Here is a 16,580-nt window from a genome sequence, read left to right on the forward strand (position 1 = left end):
CGGATGCGGATCGGCACACGCGTACGGCAAAAGTCCGCATGGCGCCGATGCTGTCCGCGTTCCCCCCGCGGTCTCCTCCACCGTTGACGCTATCCAGCGCAGTGATAACGTTCCAATGAAACAATCCGCTTCTGCAATCGCGAAACGCGATTGCCCGGATGGGAGAGACAGGCTGGACAGGGACATCACCGCGAACCTCAAGGTTCGGCACCTTTCGCTGATCGTGGCGCTGGCGGATCACGGCACCACCCACAGCGCGGCGGACGCGCTGAACATGACGCAATCGACCGCCTCCAAGATGCTGCGGGACGTGGAGGAGATCTTTGCGGCCTCGCTGTTCGAACGCAGCCCGCGCGGCATGGTCCTGACCCCGCTGGGCCAGTTCGCGGTGGACAACGCGCGGGCGCAGCTCTCGCGCCTGCAAAGGTTTTCCGAAGAATTCTCCGCCCGGCGCGCGGGCGGATACGGAACGCTGGCCATCGGGGCGATCACCGGCGCGGCGCCCGACCTGGTGGCCCGCGCGGTCGCCGAGATCAAGGCGCGCCGACCGCAGCTTGCCGTCGCACTGCACGGCGAAACCAGCGACGGCATCCTGTCGGAACTGGAAGCGGGACGGCTCGACCTGGCTGTCGGACGCTTCAGTGCCGAACGGCACAGGACCGTCTTCACCTTCGAGCCGCTGGCCGAGGAACGGCTGGTCGTGGTGGCGCGCGCGGGTCACCGGCTCGCCAGCGGCACACGGCGGCTCGACGACCTTCAGGACTGCGCCTGGGCGCTGCAACCGAAAAGCAACCCGTCGCGGCAGGTGCTCGACGCGGCCTTCGACCGGGCGGCCCTGCGGCGGCCACGCGACACCATCGAATGCTCATCGATCCTGCTGATCCTGAACCTCGTGCAGGAATCGGACGCGGTCGCCCTGCTGCCCATGGCAGTCGTTCAGGCACACCAGATGGCTGGCTTGTTCACCGTGCTCGATATCCGGCCGGAGATACGGCTTTCCGGGTTCGGGCTTGTCACCCGTCGCAAGGAACCGCTGGAACCCGCCGCGCTGGAGTTCTGCGACATCCTGCGCGCGCGCGCCCGGGGGACGGCCTAGGCCGCACGGCGGCGCGTCGCGAACCCAAATCCGGTGCACGCACGGCAAAGCCAGACGCGAATGCATGGGCAGGAAGGGTGTCCTCAGCGTTCCAGTTCGGACAGGGAATCGCGCAGGGTCTCGACCTCGTTCAGGTGGTGCAGCGCCGCGTCGCCAAGGGCCTCGGCGGTGTCGGCGGCCAGCAGCCGCAGGACGGTCATCACACCCACATAGCTGTCCAGCGGCAGGGCGGTCTCTACTGCGCAGGTCAACGTCCAGGTGGCATACGCCGGTGCCTCGCGCAGCCCCTTGTCCGCCACCAGCAAGAGCCGCGCGCCCCGTTCCGACAGCAACCGCACGAGATGCCCGAAGTGCGCGGGACGGCGGCGCAGGCCGATCACGACCACCACGTCGCCCGGTCCGACACCGGCGATGCCTTCCGCCAAGGTCTGCCCTTCCAGTGCAAGCGGCGCGACCCCTGCCCGCAACTGCGCCAGTTGCGCGGTCAGGTAGTCCGCGAGGAAACGGCTGTTGCGGAACCCGATAAGGCGCACCTGCCCCGCTCCGGCCAGCGCTGACGCGATCTCGGCCAGCACGCGCGGGTCAACCTGGGCCAGCGTGGTCTCGATCACCCCTGCCTCGGCGCGCAGCAGATCGGCATGGCTCGACGCCATCTGCATGTCGCCCTTCATGAACAGCGGAGAGCCTGTCTCGCGCAGGGTCCGGGCATCCTGTCGCGCATCCTCGAAACTGCGGTATCCAAGCCTCTGGACGAACCGGCTGACCGTCGCGTTGGACACCCCTGCCAGTGCGGCCAGTTCCGAAGCGGTCCAGACCGGCATTTCGGACGGGGCGTTCAGGATCGTGTCCGCCACGCGCGCCTCGCGGTCGGGCAGGCTGGCGTAGGTTTCGTGGATTCGCCGCAGCAGGGAGCCACGCACGTCGGATGGTGCATCAGCAGTCATGCCTCATGAGTTTACCCGTTTTCACGCACATGCAAACGCATTTTCATATGCGTCAGCTCGGTCCACCCGGGTCGCACCCGGTTTATCGAAACGACCGTTTCCGCCGCGCCGCCCCACGGGATCTGCCAAATTTCTAGGCAATGCATGTCTGAAACCATATTTTCTTCAATTATAATTTAGTGAAAACATTTTTTCATGCCAGCGTCGAGTCGCGGCCCTCACGGCAGGAACCGATCCGCCGACGTGGGCCTCTGAAGAACAAGAAGAACGACAAAGACACGCCCGACAGACCCAACAGAGAGGAAGACCATGCACCGCCGTACCCTCCTTCAATCCGCACTGGCAGGCACCGCCCTTGGCGCGCTGGCCCCCGCCACGCGCGCGCTTGCCGCCACCGATATCCTCTGGATGACATGGGAAAACCTCGCCAAGGACGATTACCTCGCGCCCTTCCTGTCCACCCATGACGTATCGCTCACCAAGACGTTCATCGGGACCGACGACGAACAGTTCGCCAAGTTGCGCGCCGGTGGCGCCTCGTCCGTCGACCTGATCACTCCGGGGCTCGACAAGGTTGAATTCTACACCGCGTCCGACCTGCTCCAGCCGATCGACTTCGAGAAGGTGCCGAACGCCGCGCTGCTCTATGACACGTTCAAGCAGACGCCGCTCGGCAAGATGGACGGCGAAACCTATGGCATCCCCTTCTACTGGGGCATCAACCCCATCGTATACCGCGCCGACCTGATGGACGAAGAACCCGACTGGTCGGTTTTCTTCGAGGGCGACAAGTACGACGGCAAGCTGGCCATGCGCGACTACGCACTCGAAGGGATCATGATCGCGGCCATGTACCTCGGCATCCCGGAGTCCGAGATGTTCGACATGGACGATGCCCAACTGGCCGAGATCAAGCGCGTCCTGATGATCCAGAAGTCCAAGCTCAGGACTTACTGGAACTCCATCGGCGATCTCACCAACCTGTTTGCGACCGGCGAAGTGGTCTGCGCCTTCTCGTGGGTACCGCCCTACTACGACCTGCGCGCGCAGGGCATCGACATGGGCATGGCAAAGCCCAAAGCCGGGGTGATCGGCTGGTGCGACACCATCGCCGTGCCCAAGGGCGTGGAGGGCGAACGGCTGGACGCCACCTTCGAGCTGGTGAACTACCTGCTTGGCCCCGAATACGGCAAGATGCTTGCCGTAGGCGGTCCCTACGCGCAGTCGACCAGCGCCGCGCGCGACATGCTGAGCCCGGAAGAGCAGTCCAAGATCTTCATCGACGACCTGTCGGTGATGGACAGCTTCGTCTGGAAGAAGAACCCGCCGCGCTACAATGAGTGGGTCGCGCTCTGGAACGAGGTCAAGGCAAGCTGATGCCAGCCCTTCTGGAAGCGTCCGCGCTGACAAAGACCTACGGTCGCGTCACGGCCGTGGCCGGGGTGGATTTCACCCTGGCCGAAAACAGCTACGTGACGCTTCTTGGCCCGTCGGGCTGCGGCAAGACGTCGATCCTGCGGATGATCGGCGGGTTCGAGGACGTGAGTTCCGGCGCCCTGCGGCTGGACGGCGCGCGTCTGGACCAGGTGCCCGCGGCACGGCGCCCGATCAACACCGTCTTCCAGAGCTACGCGCTTTTCCCGCACCTCACGGTGCTGGAGAACGCAGGCTTCGGACTGGCCTATGCGGGCCTCTCGCGGGCCGAGATCGCCACCCGCGCCCATGACGTCCTGAAAACCGTGCAGATGGAGGGGTTCGCCGAACGCCGTCCCGCCCAGCTTTCCGGCGGGCAACAGCAGCGCGTGGCCCTGGCCCGTGCCATCGTGAACCGGCCGCGCCTTCTGCTGCTGGACGAGCCGCTCTCGGCGCTCGACCGGCGCATGCGCAAGGACATGCAGATCGAACTGAAAGACCTGCAAAGGCGGCTCGGCATGACGTTTCTGCATGTGACCCACGATCAGGAAGAGGCCTTCGCCCTGTCCGACAGTATCGTCGTCATGCGCGATGGACGCATCGAACAACAGGGCCGCCCGCAGGACATCTACGCCCGCCCGCGCACCGCCTGGGTTGCCGATTTCATCGGTGGCGCCACCTGCGTGCCCGGCCAGGTCCGCACCCGGACCGGCGAGACCGCCACGCTGGACACCCCGCTTGGCACCTTCACCTGTCCGGCGGCGGCAGAGGCCAAGGCCGACGCCGTGTTGTGCCTGCGCCCCGAACAGGTGGGGTTGGCGGACGACGGCATCCCCGCGACCGTGACCCACTGCGTCTTTCGCGGCGCGGACTGGCTGATCGAGTGCCGGGCGAAAGACCTGCACCTGCAGGCAACCCATGCCGGCACCCCGCCCGAGCCCGGCGCAACCGTCGCGCTGGCCTTCGATCCGTTCCGCGCATGGATCGCAGCATGACCCGTCTGGGCACCATATTGGCCAGCCCGGTGATCGCGGCGCTTCTGGCACTGTGCATTGCGCCGCTGGCGATCCTCTTCGTCTACAGCTTCTATCAGGTGGATTTCGTCACCATCTCGCGCGAACCGACCCTTGCCAACTACGCCAAGATCGCCGGGTCGCCGACCTACCGGGGGCTCATCGTCCGGGCGTTCGGCTCTGCCGCGCTGGTCGTCGCCATCACTGCCGTGATCGCCTATCCCGTGTCTTGGTTCCTCGCCAAGCGGGTCGGAGCCGCCAAGTCGACGCTGCTCACACTCCTGCTTGTGCCGCTCTACTCGGGTGACCTCGTGCGGATCTTCGCCTGGCGCGTCCTGCTGGGCGCGGAAGGCGTCATCAACCGCAGCCTGATGTGGCTCGGCGCCATCGAGACACCGCTGCAAAGCCTGCTGTTCAGCCCACTCTCCACCCATATCGCCCTTGTATACAACTATCTGCCCTTCATGGTCATCGGCCTCTGGCTGGCGTTCGAGGCGCTGGACGACGCGTGGCTCGAAGCCGCCGCCGACCTGGGCGCGCCCGCACACGCGCGTTTCCGCCGCGTGGTGCTGCCGCTCACCCTGCCCGGCCTGATCGCAGGCGGGCTGATGGTGTTCCTGATGGTGGCGGGCGACTACCTGACCCCGCAGCTGCTGGGTGGCGCGTCGGGCATCACCATCATTTCGGCGATCAACGACCTCTTCGGGACCGCCTTCGACTGGCCGCTTGGGTCGGCCATCGCCTGGACAATGCTTGCGATCCTGATGATGGCCTTCGCCGCCGGAGCGCTTGCGATCCGCCGCTCCAGCCTTGTGGAGGGCCGGACATGACGCGCGCCGCCAAAAGCTGGACCCTGCTGGTCTTTGCCTTCATGTACCTGCCCATCGCGGTCATACTGATGTTTTCGCTCAATGCGTCGGACATCATGGCCCTGCCGCTGCGCGGCTTCACGTTCGAATGGTACGACGCCATCCTGCATGACGGGCGCCTCGGGCAAGGCTTCCTGACGACGCTGAAGACCGCCTTTCCCGTCGCCATCCTCGCCACCCTCTTCGGGGCGCTCGCGGCGCTGGCGCTGACGGTCTACCCGATGCGCTTGCGCGGCCTGATGGTGGTCATCCTCCTCCTGCCGTTCCTCGTGCCCAAGCTGATCCTCGCAGTCAGCCAGCTCATCCTGCTGAAGGAGATCAGGCTGGACCGGGGCCTCTGGACGGTGATCGCAGGGCAATCGGTCGTCGTGCTGCCGTTCTGCACGATCATCATCGCCTCCGTCCTGATCCGTATCGACCTCCGCCTCATCGACGCCGCCGAGGACCTGGGCGCATCGCGCTTCGAGAGCTTTCGCCGCGTGATCCTGCCCTTGATGCGCAACGGGCTGATGGCCTCCTGGGTGATCGCTTTCGTCCTGTCCTCCGCCGAATACGTGCTGACCGCCTTCCTGGGCGGTCGCGAACAACCGCTGTCGGTGCTGGTGGCCTCCGACTTCCGCTTCAACCTTTCCCCCAGTCTCAACGCCCTCGCGGTGCTGATCGTGCTGGGCAACATCGCGCTCGTGGTGCTGGCAGAGACGATCCGCCGCCGCTCCGGGCGCGCGAACCGAGGACATTCATGAAATACGCAACGCCCTTCGGCACCTCCGCCGAACTGATCCTGAACCCGCACTTCGACGCAGACGCGCCCTATGACTCCACCCAACAGGCGGTGCTGAACGACGCGGCTTTCGCCACCGCCCGCGCCACGATCTCTGCCTGGCCGGGGTACGCGCCGACGCCGCTGCACGCATTGCCGGGACTGGCGGCAGAGGCCGGCGTCAAAGCGATCCACTACAAGGATGAAAGCACGCGCTTCGGGCTTGGCAGCTTCAAGGCACTTGGCGGCGCCTACGCCGTGCTGCGCCTGCTCGTCCGGACCATCGCCGAAAAGAAAGGCGTGGAGGCCACCGTCGCCGAGATCCTGGACGGCGCCCATGACGATGTTGTCAGCGGCATCACCGTCTGTTGCGCGACCGACGGCAACCATGGCCGGTCCGTCGCCTGGGGCGCGCAGACCTTCGGGTGCCGCTGCGTGATCTTCGTCCATGCCACCGTCTCCGAAGGGCGCAAGCGGGCGATCGAGGCCTACGGCGCCGAGGTTCGCCGCTCTGCCGGGAACTACGATGACAGCGTCCGCGAGGCCGACACCACCGCGCGTGCAGAAGGATGGACCGTCGTCTCGGACACCTCCTACCCCGGCTACACCGAGACCCCAAAGGATGTGATGCAGGGTTACGAGCTCATGGCCGCCGAAGCCGCAGGGGCGCTGCCCGAACCACCCACCCACGTCTTCATCCAGACCGGCGTCGGCGGCGTGGCAGCGGCTGTGGCGGGACAGCTTCGACGCCGCTACGGCACGCAGGCGCCCCGGGTGATCCTTGCCGATCCGGAGAAGTCCGCCTGCTGGCTGGAAACGATGCGCCATGGCGAACCGACGCCGGTGGAAGGAGATCTGGACACGCTCATGGCCGGGCTGGCCTGCGGCGAGATTTCCCTGCTGGCGTGGGACGTGCTGAAGCCGCTGGCCTTCGCCACCGTATCGGTGGCCGACGAGGATGCCGTCGCGCTGATGCGCCGGCTCGCCGATCCCGCCCCCGGAGACCCGGCCATCGTGGCAGGCGAAAGCGCCGTCGCCGGTCTGTCCGCGCTCATGGCCGCCGCCGCCCACGGCCCGGCCCGCACCGCCCTCGGGCTGGACGACAACGCCCGCGTATTGATCTTCGGCACCGAAGGCGACACCGACCCCGCGCTTTATACCGAACTGGTGGGCCGCCCCGCCGATGCCGTCCGGGGCGCCGCATGATCGACCTGGACCGCCTCATCGCGCGTATCGAACAACTCGGCCAGGTCGGCGCCCTGCCCGGCGGCGGGTGCAAGCGCCTCGCCCTTACGCCGGAGGACGCCGCCGGCCGCGCGCTGGTCACCGGGTGGTTCCGCGATCTGGGACTGGACGTGACCACCGACGTGATCGGCAACACATGGGCCATCCGCCCCGGCCCTGGCGACCTGCCGCCCGTGGTCATGGGTTCGCACATCGACACCGTGGCGACCGGCGGGCTTTACGATGGCACCCTGGGTGTGCTCGCGGGGCTGGAGGTGATCGAAAGCGCCATCGAGGCGGGCGTCGAAACGGATCATCCGCTGGCCGTCGCCTTCTTCACCAACGAGGAAGGCGCCCGCTTTGCCCCCGACATGATGGGCTCCGGCGTGGCGGCGGGTGCGCTGCCGCTCGACGCGATGCTGGCCAGTCGCGGCATCGACGACGCCACCGTTGACGAGGCGCTCACCGCCATCGGGGCGCGCGGAGACGCGCCGGTCGGCGCGCTGTCCCCGGCGGCCTACCTCGAACTGCACATCGAACAGGGCCCCGTGCTGGAGAGCGAAGGGGTGCAGATTGGGGTCGTGACGGGCGTGCAGGGCATCTCGTGGACCGAGTTCACGGTCAAGGGCCGCTCGGCGCATGCGGGCACGACCCCCATGCTGATGCGCCGCGACGCAGGCCACGTGGCCGCCGCCATCGCGATGGAGGCCCGCGCCATCGCCACCGACTTCGGCCCGCCGCAGGTGGCCACCGTGGGCCGCATGTCGCTGTCTCCGGACCTCGTCAACGTCGTGCCCGAACGCGCCACGCTGACCGTCGACCTTCGCAACACCGACGAAACCCGGCTGGCAGGGGCTGAGGCGCGGCTCTTCGCATTCGCCGAGGCCGCCGCCCGCGACGAGGGATGCACACTGACCCGCCGTTCGCTGGCCCGGTTCGAACCCGTCGCCTTCGACGCAAAGCTGGTGGACGACATCGCCACCGCCGCCGACCGACTGGGCTACAGCCACCGCCGGATGCCCTCCGGCGCCGGGCACGACGCGCAGATGTTCGCGCCGTTCTGCCCCTCCGCCATGATCTTCGTCCCCTCGCGGGACGGCATCAGTCACAACATCGAGGAATACACCGCGCCCGAAGACCTGGAGCGCGGCGCACGGCTTCTGGCCGACGTCGCGCTTGCCCGGGCCGGATGCAGGAAAGGACCCCGCGCATGAGCCGCAAGATCGTCGCCGCCACCGCCCAGCTTGGCCCCATCGCCCGGGACGAATCGCGCACCTCCGCCGTCGCGCGCATGATCGCCCTGATGCGGACCGCACATGACCGCGGCGCGCGGCTGGTGGTGTTCCCGGAACTGGCGCTGACAACCTTCTTCCCGCGCTGGCTCCTCGAAGGGCACGATCTGGACAGGTTCTACGAGACCGAGATGCCCAGCCCCGAAACCCTGCCCCTGTTCGACGCCGCGCGCGAGATGGGCATAGGCTTCTACCTCGGCTTTGCGGAACTCCTGTTGGACGGCGAAAGGGAGCGCCGCTTCAACACCTCGATCTTCGTGACGCCGGAGGGGCGGATCGCGGGCAAGTACCGCAAGGTCCACCTGCCAGGCCACTACAACCACGAAGACTGGCGCGCCTTCCAGCACCTCGAAAAGCGGTACTTCGAACACGGCGACCTCGGGTTCCCGGTGTTCGAGGCGATGGGCGGCACAATGGGCATGTGCCTGTGCAACGACCGGCGCTGGCCCGAGACGTTTCGCGTTCTCGGCCTGCGCGGGGCCGAACTCGTCATGCTGGGCTACAACACCCCGCAGCACTACCCGCAGGCCCCCGAACACGACCACCTTCAGGACTTCCACAACCACCTGTCGATGCAGCACGGCGCCTATGCCAACGGCGCATGGGTGATCGGCACGGCCAAGGCCGGGCTGGAGGAAGGCTGCGAGCTGATCGGCGGTTCCTGCATCATCGCGCCCACCGGCGAGATCGTCGCCCGCACGCAGGGCCGGGGCGACGAGGTGGCGGTGGCCGAGATCGACCTCGACCGGTGCCGCGAACTGCGGGAGAACGTGTTCAACTTCGCCCTCCACCGCGAGCCGGGCGACTACGGCCCGATCTGCGAGGGCGCGGACATCCGCGAACGCACCCGCGCAGAAACAACCCGCAACAGCCATTTCAGCGACACGGCGGCGCCCACGGCATCCGACTGAATGTGCCCGGGAAGCGCGCGCCGCTGTGTCCTATGGGCCGTGGCGCACGCCACCGCCTGCGCCGGTCGGGCCGAATGCGCGCGCCGCGACGGCCCCGGGTTTGCGCAGATGGGGTAAGCCCATTGTTGCCCCGATCGTGCGCAGCCCGCCATCGGCTGACACGCCGCGACGCAGTTCCCGTTTGACAAAACAGCGTTTTGAACCACCTGCTGAGCATGTCGAACAGAGAGCGGTCCACGCCGGATCATGGGTGCGTCCGATGCATCTGCCCTGACCGGCCGTGTCCGACCAGACCCAGAAGGAGCCTCATGGACGCACAAGTGATCGCCATTGTCATCGTCTTGCCGTTCGCACTCGCTTTCGTCTACGCGGGTGTCCACGAATACATGCGCTTCAAGTCGGATGGGCGCCAGAACTACGGTCTCGTCTACGACGAAGAGACGGGGACCACCCACATCACCGGCATCGCCGACCACGAAGAATCGTTCGACCCGGACGAATTCGACCCCAACGGCTACAGGGATCTGGACATCCGCAGACAGCCCGAGGACGCCAAGTCCTGAACGACCGGAAGGCCAAGGCCTGCGGCATGCCCGACACGGCTTTCATGTCGCGTCGCTCCTGCGCTCTGCCTGCCGGATTCTCGTGGGCCAGTCCGTAAAGACAGAACATCGGGACCAATGGCCGCCGACCGGGCTTTCCGAGCACAAACGGACATGTCGCACGTCGCCACTTTCCCCGCGTGCCGAATATCCTCTATCCTGAATTCGTCAATAAATCGAACCCGTTCAGGAGACCCCCTTGGCCAAAGCCATCCACAGCATGATCCGAGTCCTCGACGAGGAACGCTCTGTCACGTTCTACCGCAAGGCCTTTGGCCTGGACGTCGCCGACAGGCTGGATTTCCCGGAGTTCACGCTCGTCTACCTGAGCAACGACGAAACCGGCTTCGAAGTCGAACTGACCGTCAACAAGGGCCGGACCGAACCTTACTATCTGGGCGATGGCTACGGCCACCTCGCGGTGTCGGTCTCCGACCTCGACGCCGAACATGCCCGCTTCGAGGCCGAGGGCCTATCCCCCCGAAAACTGGTCGAATTCGCGCCGGCCGGTGAACTGGTTGGCCGCTTCTTCTTCGTCGCCGATCCCGACGGATACCAGATCGAGGTGCTCGAACGCTCGGGGCGCTTCACGTGACGCCCTGAACCGGATTCTCGTGGGCGGGGCGCCGCAAGAGCGCCAACAACACCCCCGTGCGGCGTGACCCTGGCAGTTGCTGGCCAGCGCCGCTGCCGCCTTTGTCGTCGCCGCGCCGGATGTAACGGCGCGGGGTGAGAGTCCTACATCCTCCATCGACGACGGCTGGCAACGCGACCGGGTGAATATGCTACACGGCATGGCGGAAATCGCGTTCTTCCCGCGTATCCCGCGCCATCTGGCAACCGCTGACGCGCCTCCACCTCCCGCACGTTTCGGTATGCCAGGGGCAAGCCAAACGCCCCTTCCGCTCCAAACCACGACGCTGCAAGGCGCGCGTGGCTCCCGCGACAGAAAACCGATCCCGGCGATTGACGCGGGCCGTGGCGGATGCAAGTGTCCACGCACAAGCGACGGGGGCGCTCGGGAAACCGGGCTGAGACGTACCCTTCGAACCTGAACCGGATAATGCCGGCGGAGGGAGGCGCAGCGGAACGTCCGGGCTTTGCCCTGTCCTTCGTCGTTGTCTTTCCTGCCGTCCGGCAAAGGAGGACACGATGCAGACGCCGGACAGATCCCTCGACCAGATGCGTGACACCGCACCGCTGGTGCAGAACATCACCAACTTTGTCGCGATGAACGTCATGGCAAACGCCATGCTCGCCGCCGGGGCATCGCCCGCGATGGTGCATGCCCGAGAGGAAGCGGCAGAGTTCGCGGGCCTCGCCATTGCCCTGACCGTCAACATCGGCACCCTGTCGCCGGACTGGGCCGGGGCCATGACGGACGCCGCAGCGGCGGCCAACGACCACGGCAAACCCTGGGTGCTCGACCCGGTCGCAGTGGGGGCGACGACCTACCGGCAGACAGTCGCGGCACAGCTGCTGGCACTCAATCCCACGGTCATCCGGGGCAACGCGTCCGAGATCATCGCCCTGGCCGGAAAAGACGCATCCGGCAAAGGCGTCGATGCGGGCGACGCGGTGTCGGTGGCCACCGACGCGGCCGCCGTTCTCGCGCGCCGGACCGGCGGTGTGGTGGCCGTGACGGGGCAGACGGACCTCGTGACCGACGGCACCCGCTTCGCCGAAGTGCAGAACGGCCACCCGCTCATGCCGCGCGTCACGGCGCTGGGGTGTTCCCTGACCGGCATCGTCGGTGCCTTCGTCGCCGGTCAGGACCCGTTCGAGGCGACCGTGGCGGCGCTCGCCTTCTACGGTCTCGCCGGAGAGCGGGCGGCAAACGGGGCAAAGGGGCCGGGCTCGTTCCAGGTGGCCTTCCTCGACGCGCTCTACACGCTCGACGGGCATGACCTGGCGCGGGGCGCACGGATTGTCCTGTCATGATCCCGCCACTGTGTTTCGTCACCGAGGCCTCGGCCCCCGCGCCGGTTCCCGACCAGGCAACCGCCGCCGCGCGCGGCGGCGCGGGCTGGGTCCAGTTGCGCGACAAGACCTCCTCTGACGCCGATCTCATCCCCCTCGCCCAAAGGGTGATCGCCAGCCTTGCCCCGCTCGGTGCCCGCCTGATTGTCAACGACAGGGTGGATGTGGCCATCGCCGCAGGTGCCTACGGGCTGCACATCGGTCAGGGCGACGGCGACCCCGCCGCGATCCGGGCCCGCATCGGGCCGGACATGTTCCTCGGCCTGTCGATTGAGCACGCGGACCAACTGGCGGCCGTACCGAAGGGCGTCGATTACCTGGGCGTGGGGCCAGTCTACGCCACCGGATCGAAACCCGATCACGCAGCCCCCATCGGCCTCGACGGCTTTGCCCAGATCGCCGCCCGGACCGCGCTGCCTTGCCTCGCCATCGGCGGCCTGACCACCCGCGATGCTGCCGCCCTGAAGGCGTCGGGCGGCGCCGGCATGGCCGTCGTCTCGGCCATATCCCGCGCAGCCGACATGACTGGGGCGGCCCGCGCGCTGTGCGACTCATGGAGGACCGCATGATCCCCAACATCCTCTCCATCGCCGGGTCGGACCCGTCCGGCGGCGCCGGCATCCAGGCCGATATCAAGGCGATCTCTGCCATGGGCGGCTATGCCATGACCGCCATCACCGCATTGACCGTGCAGAACACGCGGGGCGTCAGCGGTGTCAGCCTGTGCGACACCGGGCTGATCGCCGACCAGATCGCCGCGATCCGGGCGGACATCGACATTCACGCGGTCAAGATCGGGATGCTTGGCGACGCCGCCATCATCGAGACCGTGACCCGTGGCATCGACGGGCTGCAGTGCCCCGTCGTGCTGGACCCGGTGATGGTCGCCAAAGGCGGGGACCGCCTTCTTGGGGAACTGGCGGTCGACGCCCTGCGCGCCATGCTGCCCTGGGCCACGGTCATCACGCCCAACCTGCCCGAAGCCGCCGATCTGCTGGACTGGCCCGAAGCCACGACCCGGTCCGAAATGGTCGCGCATGCCCGCGCCCTTCTGGACTTCGGGCCGCGCGCCGTCCTTCTGAAAGGCGGCCACATGACCGGCGACCGCAGCCCGGACCTGCTGGCCACCCGCGAGGGCGAAACCTGGTTCGACGCACCGCGCAGTCCGACCCGCAACACCCATGGCACCGGCTGCACCTATGCCTCTGCCATTGCAACCGGGCTTGGCGCGGGGCTGCCGCTCGACCGGGCGGCGGCACGGGCCAAACGCTACATCGGGGCGGCCATCGCGTCGGCGGACAAGCTCCGTGTCGGCGCCGGCCACGGCCCGGTCAATCACTTTCACCAGATGGACACACCGACATGACCTTCACAGACGACCTTGCCGCCCAGACTCAAACGCTCCGGACCCGGATTCACGAGATGCCCTTCAACACGGACATGGCGACCGGCCAGCTGCGCCGCGACGTCTTCCAGGGCTACATCGTGCAGGACGCGCTCTACCTCGAAGGGTTCGCGAGGGCGCTGTCGCTTGCCGCCGCACGCGCACCCGATCCCGCCACGGTGGCGCAACTGGCAAACGCGGCCGCCGGGGCCATCGCGGTCGAACGGGAACTCCACACGCATTACATGGACCGTTTCGGCGTGTCGGAGACGATGCTGGCGGCAATGGCGCCCTCCGCCGCCTGCGACCACTACGTGTCCTTCCTGCTGCGCACCTCTGCCCTCGGTCCGTTCGACGAGGCGGTGGCCGCCCTCCTGCCCTGCTTCTGGATCTATCGCGACGTCGGCCACGACATCGCTGCGCGAAGCGCGCCGGACAATCCGTATGCCGCGTGGATCGACACCTACTCGGGCGAGGCCTTCGACGAAAGCGTGGCACGGATGCTGGATCTGACCGACCGCCTGGGCGCAGAAGCGGACGGCCTCGCAAGGCTACGCATGTCGGCGGCCTTCGAACGGGCCTGCTGGCACGAATGGCGGTTCTGGGACAGCGCCTACCGGATGGAAAGCTGGATGCGGCCCGAAGACAGCCTGGCGCGCGATAGCCGGGCCCCTGCGCCGACGGCCTGACGGCCCGTCGCGCGGCATTGGTCGAGGATCCCTGCCGATGGCCGGCGACGGCGTGCCGGCTGGGGACTCACCGACGGCGGCAGCGGCCAGACCAGGCGGCCCGCCCCGCAAAATCGGCGTCGAGGACGAAGACACCGTCAACGGCTTCGCCGTCGCGGGCGGCGTCTTCTCGGCCCAAGACCGCGCCCTTTGGGTCCGACTGAAAGCGCCAGGGCCGGACACAGGCCCGGCCCTCCGCGCGATCTCAGGTGTTGAAGAGGAAGTGCAGCACGTCGCCGTCCTGCACGACGTAGCCCTTACCTTCGGCCCGCATCTTGCCGGCATCCTTCGCCGGGCCTTCGCCGCCAAGCGTGACATAATCGTCGTAGGCGATGGTCTCGGCCCGGATGAAGCCCTTCTCGAAATCGCCGTGGATCACGCCCGCCGCCTGCGGCGCGCCGGTGCCCTCGCGGATCGTCCAGGCGCGCGCCTCCTTCGGCCCCACGGTAAAATAGGTCTGCAGGCCCAGAAGCGCGTAACCCGCCTTGATCAGACGGTCGAGCCCGGCTTCTTCCAGCCCCAGCTCACCCAGGAATTCCTGCGCTTCATCGGCGTCGAGCTGGCTGATCTCTTCCTCGATCTTGGCCGAGATCACCACTGCCGAATTGCCTTGTTCCGCTGCCATCTCGAAGACCTTCGCGGACAGCGCGTTGCCCTCCGACGCGTCGCCCTCGTCGACGTTGCAGACGTAGAGCACCGGCTTCGCGGTCAGAAGCTGGAGCATCCGCCAGGCCTTCGCATCCTCGGCGTCCACCTCGACGACGCGGGCCGGCTTGCCCTGCTCCAGCACCTCCAGCGCCATCTTCATCAGACGTTCCTGCTGAACCGCCTCCTTGTCGCCGCCACGCACCTTGCGGACGATGTTCTGCAGCCGCTTTTCCAGCGACTCCATGTCGGCGATGATCAGCTCCGTCTCGATGGTGTCCGCATCCGACACCGGATCGACCCGGCCGTCGACGTGGGTCACGTCATCGTCCTCGAAACAGCGCAGCACATGCGCGATGGCGTCCACCTCGCGGATGTTGGCCAGGAACTGGTTGCCCAGCCCCTCGCCCTTCGATGCGCCTTTCACCAGGCCAGCGATGTCCACGAAGGTCATGCGCGTGGGAATGATCTGCTTCGATCCGGCGATCCCGGCCAGCTTGTCCAGCCGCGTATCGGGCACCGCCACATCGCCCACGTTCGGTTCGATCGTGCAGAAGGGAAAGTTCGCCGCCTGCGCCGCGGCGGTCTTCGTCAGTGCGTTGAACAGCGTGGACTTGCCGACGTTCGGCAGTCCAACGATACCCATCCGAAATCCCATCACATCGCTCCAAGCCAAGGGTCCGGGGCCTTCTAGGCAGAGCGTCGCGCAAACGCAAGGCGAGGCATTGACCGGAACGCCCCGACACCATTACGTTGATATCAAACCAGTCGAGGAGACGACCATGCAGATGACGCCATACCTGTTCTTCCGGGGGAATTGCCGCGCGGCCTTTAACCGGTATGCGGAGATCCTCGATTTGCCCGCGCCGCAGATCATGGACTTCTCCCAACTGCCGGAGGCCGAAAGGGAGAACATGCCGGGCGCCGCCGAGGACGCCGTGATGCACGCCATGCTCATGCTGCCGTCGGGCGCGCTCATGGGCTCCGACGACATCGGCCCGGAGTTCCAGCCGATGGCCGGGTGCTCCGTCAACCTGATGGTCGCCACCGCGCAGGAGGCCAATCGCGTGTTCGACGCGCTCGCAGAAGGTGGCGAGATCCGGATGCCGCTGGCCGAGACCTTCTGGACCCCCGCTTTCGGCACGTTGACGGACGCCTTCGGCATCCGCTGGATGGTCATGGCCGAGGGCCCGCAGGGCTGAACGGCCTCCGGGAAGGCGCGCTGCCACACCGGCTGACGCGCGGCAAACGAAAAGGCGCGGGACATCTGCCCCGCGCCTTGCGTCATCCCGAAGGGGATGGCCAAATATCGGGCTTAGCCGAACCGGTTCGGCGCGTTCTCCGGTGCCTTGGCGAACCAGACGATCAGGACGATGATGCCGATGATCGGGATCAGCGCGATAAGCTGCCACCAGCCGGAGCGGTCGATGTCGTGCAGGCGGCGCGCGCCGATGGCGATCTGCGGCACGATGATGGCCAGCGACCAGAGGCTGCCGAGGATCGGCATTCCGATGATCGCGTCGATGATGTTCGCCACGATGGACACGACGAAGCAGGCGAGCCACGCCTTCCAGAACTCGCCGCGGTTGGAGCGGCCCTCGAAGTTGATGTAATTCTTGAAGAACCGGCTCAGCGCCTCGCCAAAGGCCACGTCTTCGCGGTAGTTGCCGCCCCCAGCCGGGGCGTGCTCCATGGTGGTGTCCATCAATCTCTCTCCTG

Annotated in this window: 18 protein-coding genes and 1 riboswitch; of the genes, 15 read left to right on the plus strand and 3 right to left on the minus strand. The window is 67.0% G+C overall.

Annotated features, from left to right (window positions below):
- The first annotated feature begins 115 nt into the window (after nucleotides 1-115).
- Complete coding sequence (locus tag ABFK29_RS15930) at nucleotides 116-1,096, plus strand: LysR family transcriptional regulator (RefSeq protein WP_005862138.1); 981 nt, start codon at nucleotides 116-118, stop codon at nucleotides 1,094-1,096.
- Nucleotides 1,097-1,179: 83 nt separating this feature from the next.
- Here ABFK29_RS15930 and ABFK29_RS15935 read toward each other — a convergent pair whose 3' ends face one another.
- Nucleotides 1,180-2,040: a MurR/RpiR family transcriptional regulator gene (locus ABFK29_RS15935; protein WP_005862139.1), complete on the minus strand. Its 861-nt coding sequence runs from the start codon at nucleotides 2,038-2,040 to the stop codon at nucleotides 1,180-1,182.
- A gap of 309 nt (nucleotides 2,041-2,349) precedes the next feature.
- Between ABFK29_RS15935 and ABFK29_RS15940 the strand changes: the two genes are divergently transcribed.
- From ABFK29_RS15940 to tenA, 13 genes are all read left to right on the plus strand, one after another.
- Entirely contained in the window at nucleotides 2,350-3,417 is a 1,068-nt protein-coding gene (locus ABFK29_RS15940; protein ID WP_005862140.1) for an extracellular solute-binding protein, read from the plus strand.
- Nucleotides 3,417-4,448: an ABC transporter ATP-binding protein gene (locus ABFK29_RS15945; protein WP_005862142.1), complete on the plus strand. Its 1,032-nt coding sequence runs from the start codon at nucleotides 3,417-3,419 to the stop codon at nucleotides 4,446-4,448. The genes ABFK29_RS15940 and ABFK29_RS15945 overlap by 1 nt, the downstream gene beginning before the upstream one ends.
- Nucleotides 4,445-5,296 carry an ABC transporter permease gene (locus ABFK29_RS15950; protein ID WP_157136579.1) on the plus strand — a complete coding sequence of 284 codons (852 nt, stop codon included), beginning with the start codon at nucleotides 4,445-4,447 and terminating at the stop codon, nucleotides 5,294-5,296. The genes ABFK29_RS15945 and ABFK29_RS15950 overlap by 4 nt, the downstream gene beginning before the upstream one ends.
- The gene (locus ABFK29_RS15955) at nucleotides 5,293-6,078 is read left to right on the plus strand and encodes an ABC transporter permease (protein ID WP_005862145.1); all 786 of its coding nucleotides are present in this window, start codon (nucleotides 5,293-5,295) and stop codon (nucleotides 6,076-6,078) included. Before ABFK29_RS15950 ends, ABFK29_RS15955 begins: the two co-directional genes overlap by 4 nt.
- Nucleotides 6,075-7,301, plus strand: coding sequence for a diaminopropionate ammonia-lyase (locus ABFK29_RS15960; protein WP_005862147.1), 1,227 nt, complete (start codon nucleotides 6,075-6,077; stop codon nucleotides 7,299-7,301). Before ABFK29_RS15955 ends, ABFK29_RS15960 begins: the two co-directional genes overlap by 4 nt.
- Nucleotides 7,298-8,533: a Zn-dependent hydrolase gene (locus tag ABFK29_RS15965; protein WP_005862148.1), complete on the plus strand. Its 1,236-nt coding sequence runs from the start codon at nucleotides 7,298-7,300 to the stop codon at nucleotides 8,531-8,533. Before ABFK29_RS15960 ends, ABFK29_RS15965 begins: the two co-directional genes overlap by 4 nt.
- The gene (locus ABFK29_RS15970; protein ID WP_005862149.1) at nucleotides 8,530-9,522 is read left to right on the plus strand and encodes an N-carbamoyl-D-amino-acid hydrolase; all 993 of its coding nucleotides are present in this window, start codon (nucleotides 8,530-8,532) and stop codon (nucleotides 9,520-9,522) included. The genes ABFK29_RS15965 and ABFK29_RS15970 overlap by 4 nt, the downstream gene beginning before the upstream one ends.
- Nucleotides 9,523-9,830: 308 nt before the next feature.
- The gene (locus ABFK29_RS15975) at nucleotides 9,831-10,085 is read left to right on the plus strand and encodes a hypothetical protein (protein ID WP_005862151.1); all 255 of its coding nucleotides are present in this window, start codon (nucleotides 9,831-9,833) and stop codon (nucleotides 10,083-10,085) included.
- Nucleotides 10,086-10,323: 238 nt separating this feature from the next.
- Nucleotides 10,324-10,719, plus strand: coding sequence for a VOC family protein (locus ABFK29_RS15980; RefSeq protein WP_005862152.1), 396 nt, complete (start codon nucleotides 10,324-10,326; stop codon nucleotides 10,717-10,719).
- Between the two features lie 405 nt (nucleotides 10,720-11,124).
- Nucleotides 11,125-11,219: riboswitch (TPP riboswitch) on the plus strand.
- Nucleotides 11,220-11,276: 57 nt separating this feature from the next.
- Nucleotides 11,277-12,065 (plus strand): hydroxyethylthiazole kinase, encoded by a 789-nt coding sequence (thiM, locus tag ABFK29_RS15985; protein ID WP_005862154.1) that lies wholly within the window; start codon nucleotides 11,277-11,279, stop codon nucleotides 12,063-12,065.
- On the plus strand, nucleotides 12,062-12,673 hold the full coding sequence (thiE, locus tag ABFK29_RS15990) for a thiamine phosphate synthase (protein ID WP_005862156.1): 612 nt from the start codon (nucleotides 12,062-12,064) through the stop codon (nucleotides 12,671-12,673). Before thiM ends, thiE begins: the two co-directional genes overlap by 4 nt.
- A complete protein-coding gene (gene thiD, locus ABFK29_RS15995; RefSeq protein ID WP_040604987.1) occupies nucleotides 12,670-13,470 on the plus strand; it encodes a bifunctional hydroxymethylpyrimidine kinase/phosphomethylpyrimidine kinase in 801 nt (266 codons plus the stop codon). The genes thiE and thiD overlap by 4 nt, the downstream gene beginning before the upstream one ends.
- Complete coding sequence (gene tenA / locus ABFK29_RS16000) at nucleotides 13,467-14,177, plus strand: thiaminase II (RefSeq protein WP_005862160.1); 711 nt, start codon at nucleotides 13,467-13,469, stop codon at nucleotides 14,175-14,177. The genes thiD and tenA overlap by 4 nt, the downstream gene beginning before the upstream one ends.
- Before the next feature lie 244 nt (nucleotides 14,178-14,421).
- On the opposite strand, the gene ychF is transcribed toward tenA, so the two are convergent.
- Nucleotides 14,422-15,519, minus strand: coding sequence for a redox-regulated ATPase YchF (gene ychF, locus ABFK29_RS16005; protein WP_040604975.1), 1,098 nt, complete (start codon nucleotides 15,517-15,519; stop codon nucleotides 14,422-14,424).
- A gap of 124 nt (nucleotides 15,520-15,643) precedes the next feature.
- Between ychF and ABFK29_RS16010 the strand changes: the two genes are divergently transcribed.
- The gene (locus tag ABFK29_RS16010; protein WP_005862164.1) at nucleotides 15,644-16,063 is read left to right on the plus strand and encodes a VOC family protein; all 420 of its coding nucleotides are present in this window, start codon (nucleotides 15,644-15,646) and stop codon (nucleotides 16,061-16,063) included.
- 113 nt (nucleotides 16,064-16,176) lie between these two features.
- On the opposite strand, the gene ABFK29_RS16015 is transcribed toward ABFK29_RS16010, so the two are convergent.
- Nucleotides 16,177-16,566 carry a DUF805 domain-containing protein gene (locus tag ABFK29_RS16015; protein WP_005862166.1) on the minus strand — a complete coding sequence of 130 codons (390 nt, stop codon included), beginning with the start codon at nucleotides 16,564-16,566 and terminating at the stop codon, nucleotides 16,177-16,179.
- Nucleotides 16,567-16,580 lie beyond the last annotated feature (14 nt).

Source organism: Sagittula stellata E-37, from assembly GCF_039724765.1.
GTDB lineage: Bacteria > Pseudomonadota > Alphaproteobacteria > Rhodobacterales > Rhodobacteraceae > Sagittula > Sagittula stellata.

Excerpts from the sequence above, each read along its gene's own strand:
- ABFK29_RS15930 (WP_005862138.1), top strand. The coding sequence starts at position 116 with ATGAAACAATCCGCTTCTGCAATCGCGAAACGCGATTGCCCGGATGGG.
- ABFK29_RS15935 (WP_005862139.1), bottom strand. The coding sequence starts at position 2,040 with ATGACTGCTGATGCACCATCCGACGTGCGTGGCTCCCTGCTGCGGCGA.
- ABFK29_RS15940 (WP_005862140.1), top strand. The coding sequence starts at position 2,350 with ATGCACCGCCGTACCCTCCTTCAATCCGCACTGGCAGGCACCGCCCTT.
- ABFK29_RS15945 (WP_005862142.1), top strand. The coding sequence starts at position 3,417 with ATGCCAGCCCTTCTGGAAGCGTCCGCGCTGACAAAGACCTACGGTCGC.
- ABFK29_RS15950 (WP_157136579.1), top strand. The coding sequence starts at position 4,445 with ATGACCCGTCTGGGCACCATATTGGCCAGCCCGGTGATCGCGGCGCTT.
- ABFK29_RS15955 (WP_005862145.1), top strand. The coding sequence starts at position 5,293 with ATGACGCGCGCCGCCAAAAGCTGGACCCTGCTGGTCTTTGCCTTCATG.
- ABFK29_RS15960 (WP_005862147.1), top strand. The coding sequence starts at position 6,075 with ATGAAATACGCAACGCCCTTCGGCACCTCCGCCGAACTGATCCTGAAC.
- ABFK29_RS15965 (WP_005862148.1), top strand. The coding sequence starts at position 7,298 with ATGATCGACCTGGACCGCCTCATCGCGCGTATCGAACAACTCGGCCAG.
- ABFK29_RS15970 (WP_005862149.1), top strand. The coding sequence starts at position 8,530 with ATGAGCCGCAAGATCGTCGCCGCCACCGCCCAGCTTGGCCCCATCGCC.
- ABFK29_RS15975 (WP_005862151.1), top strand. The coding sequence starts at position 9,831 with ATGGACGCACAAGTGATCGCCATTGTCATCGTCTTGCCGTTCGCACTC.
- thiM (WP_005862154.1), top strand. The coding sequence starts at position 11,277 with ATGCAGACGCCGGACAGATCCCTCGACCAGATGCGTGACACCGCACCG.
- thiE (WP_005862156.1), top strand. The coding sequence starts at position 12,062 with ATGATCCCGCCACTGTGTTTCGTCACCGAGGCCTCGGCCCCCGCGCCG.
- thiD (WP_040604987.1), top strand. The coding sequence starts at position 12,670 with ATGATCCCCAACATCCTCTCCATCGCCGGGTCGGACCCGTCCGGCGGC.
- tenA (WP_005862160.1), top strand. The coding sequence starts at position 13,467 with ATGACCTTCACAGACGACCTTGCCGCCCAGACTCAAACGCTCCGGACC.
- ychF (WP_040604975.1), bottom strand. The coding sequence starts at position 15,519 with ATGGGATTTCGGATGGGTATCGTTGGACTGCCGAACGTCGGCAAGTCC.
- ABFK29_RS16010 (WP_005862164.1), top strand. The coding sequence starts at position 15,644 with ATGCAGATGACGCCATACCTGTTCTTCCGGGGGAATTGCCGCGCGGCC.
- ABFK29_RS16015 (WP_005862166.1), bottom strand. The coding sequence starts at position 16,566 with ATGGACACCACCATGGAGCACGCCCCGGCTGGGGGCGGCAACTACCGC.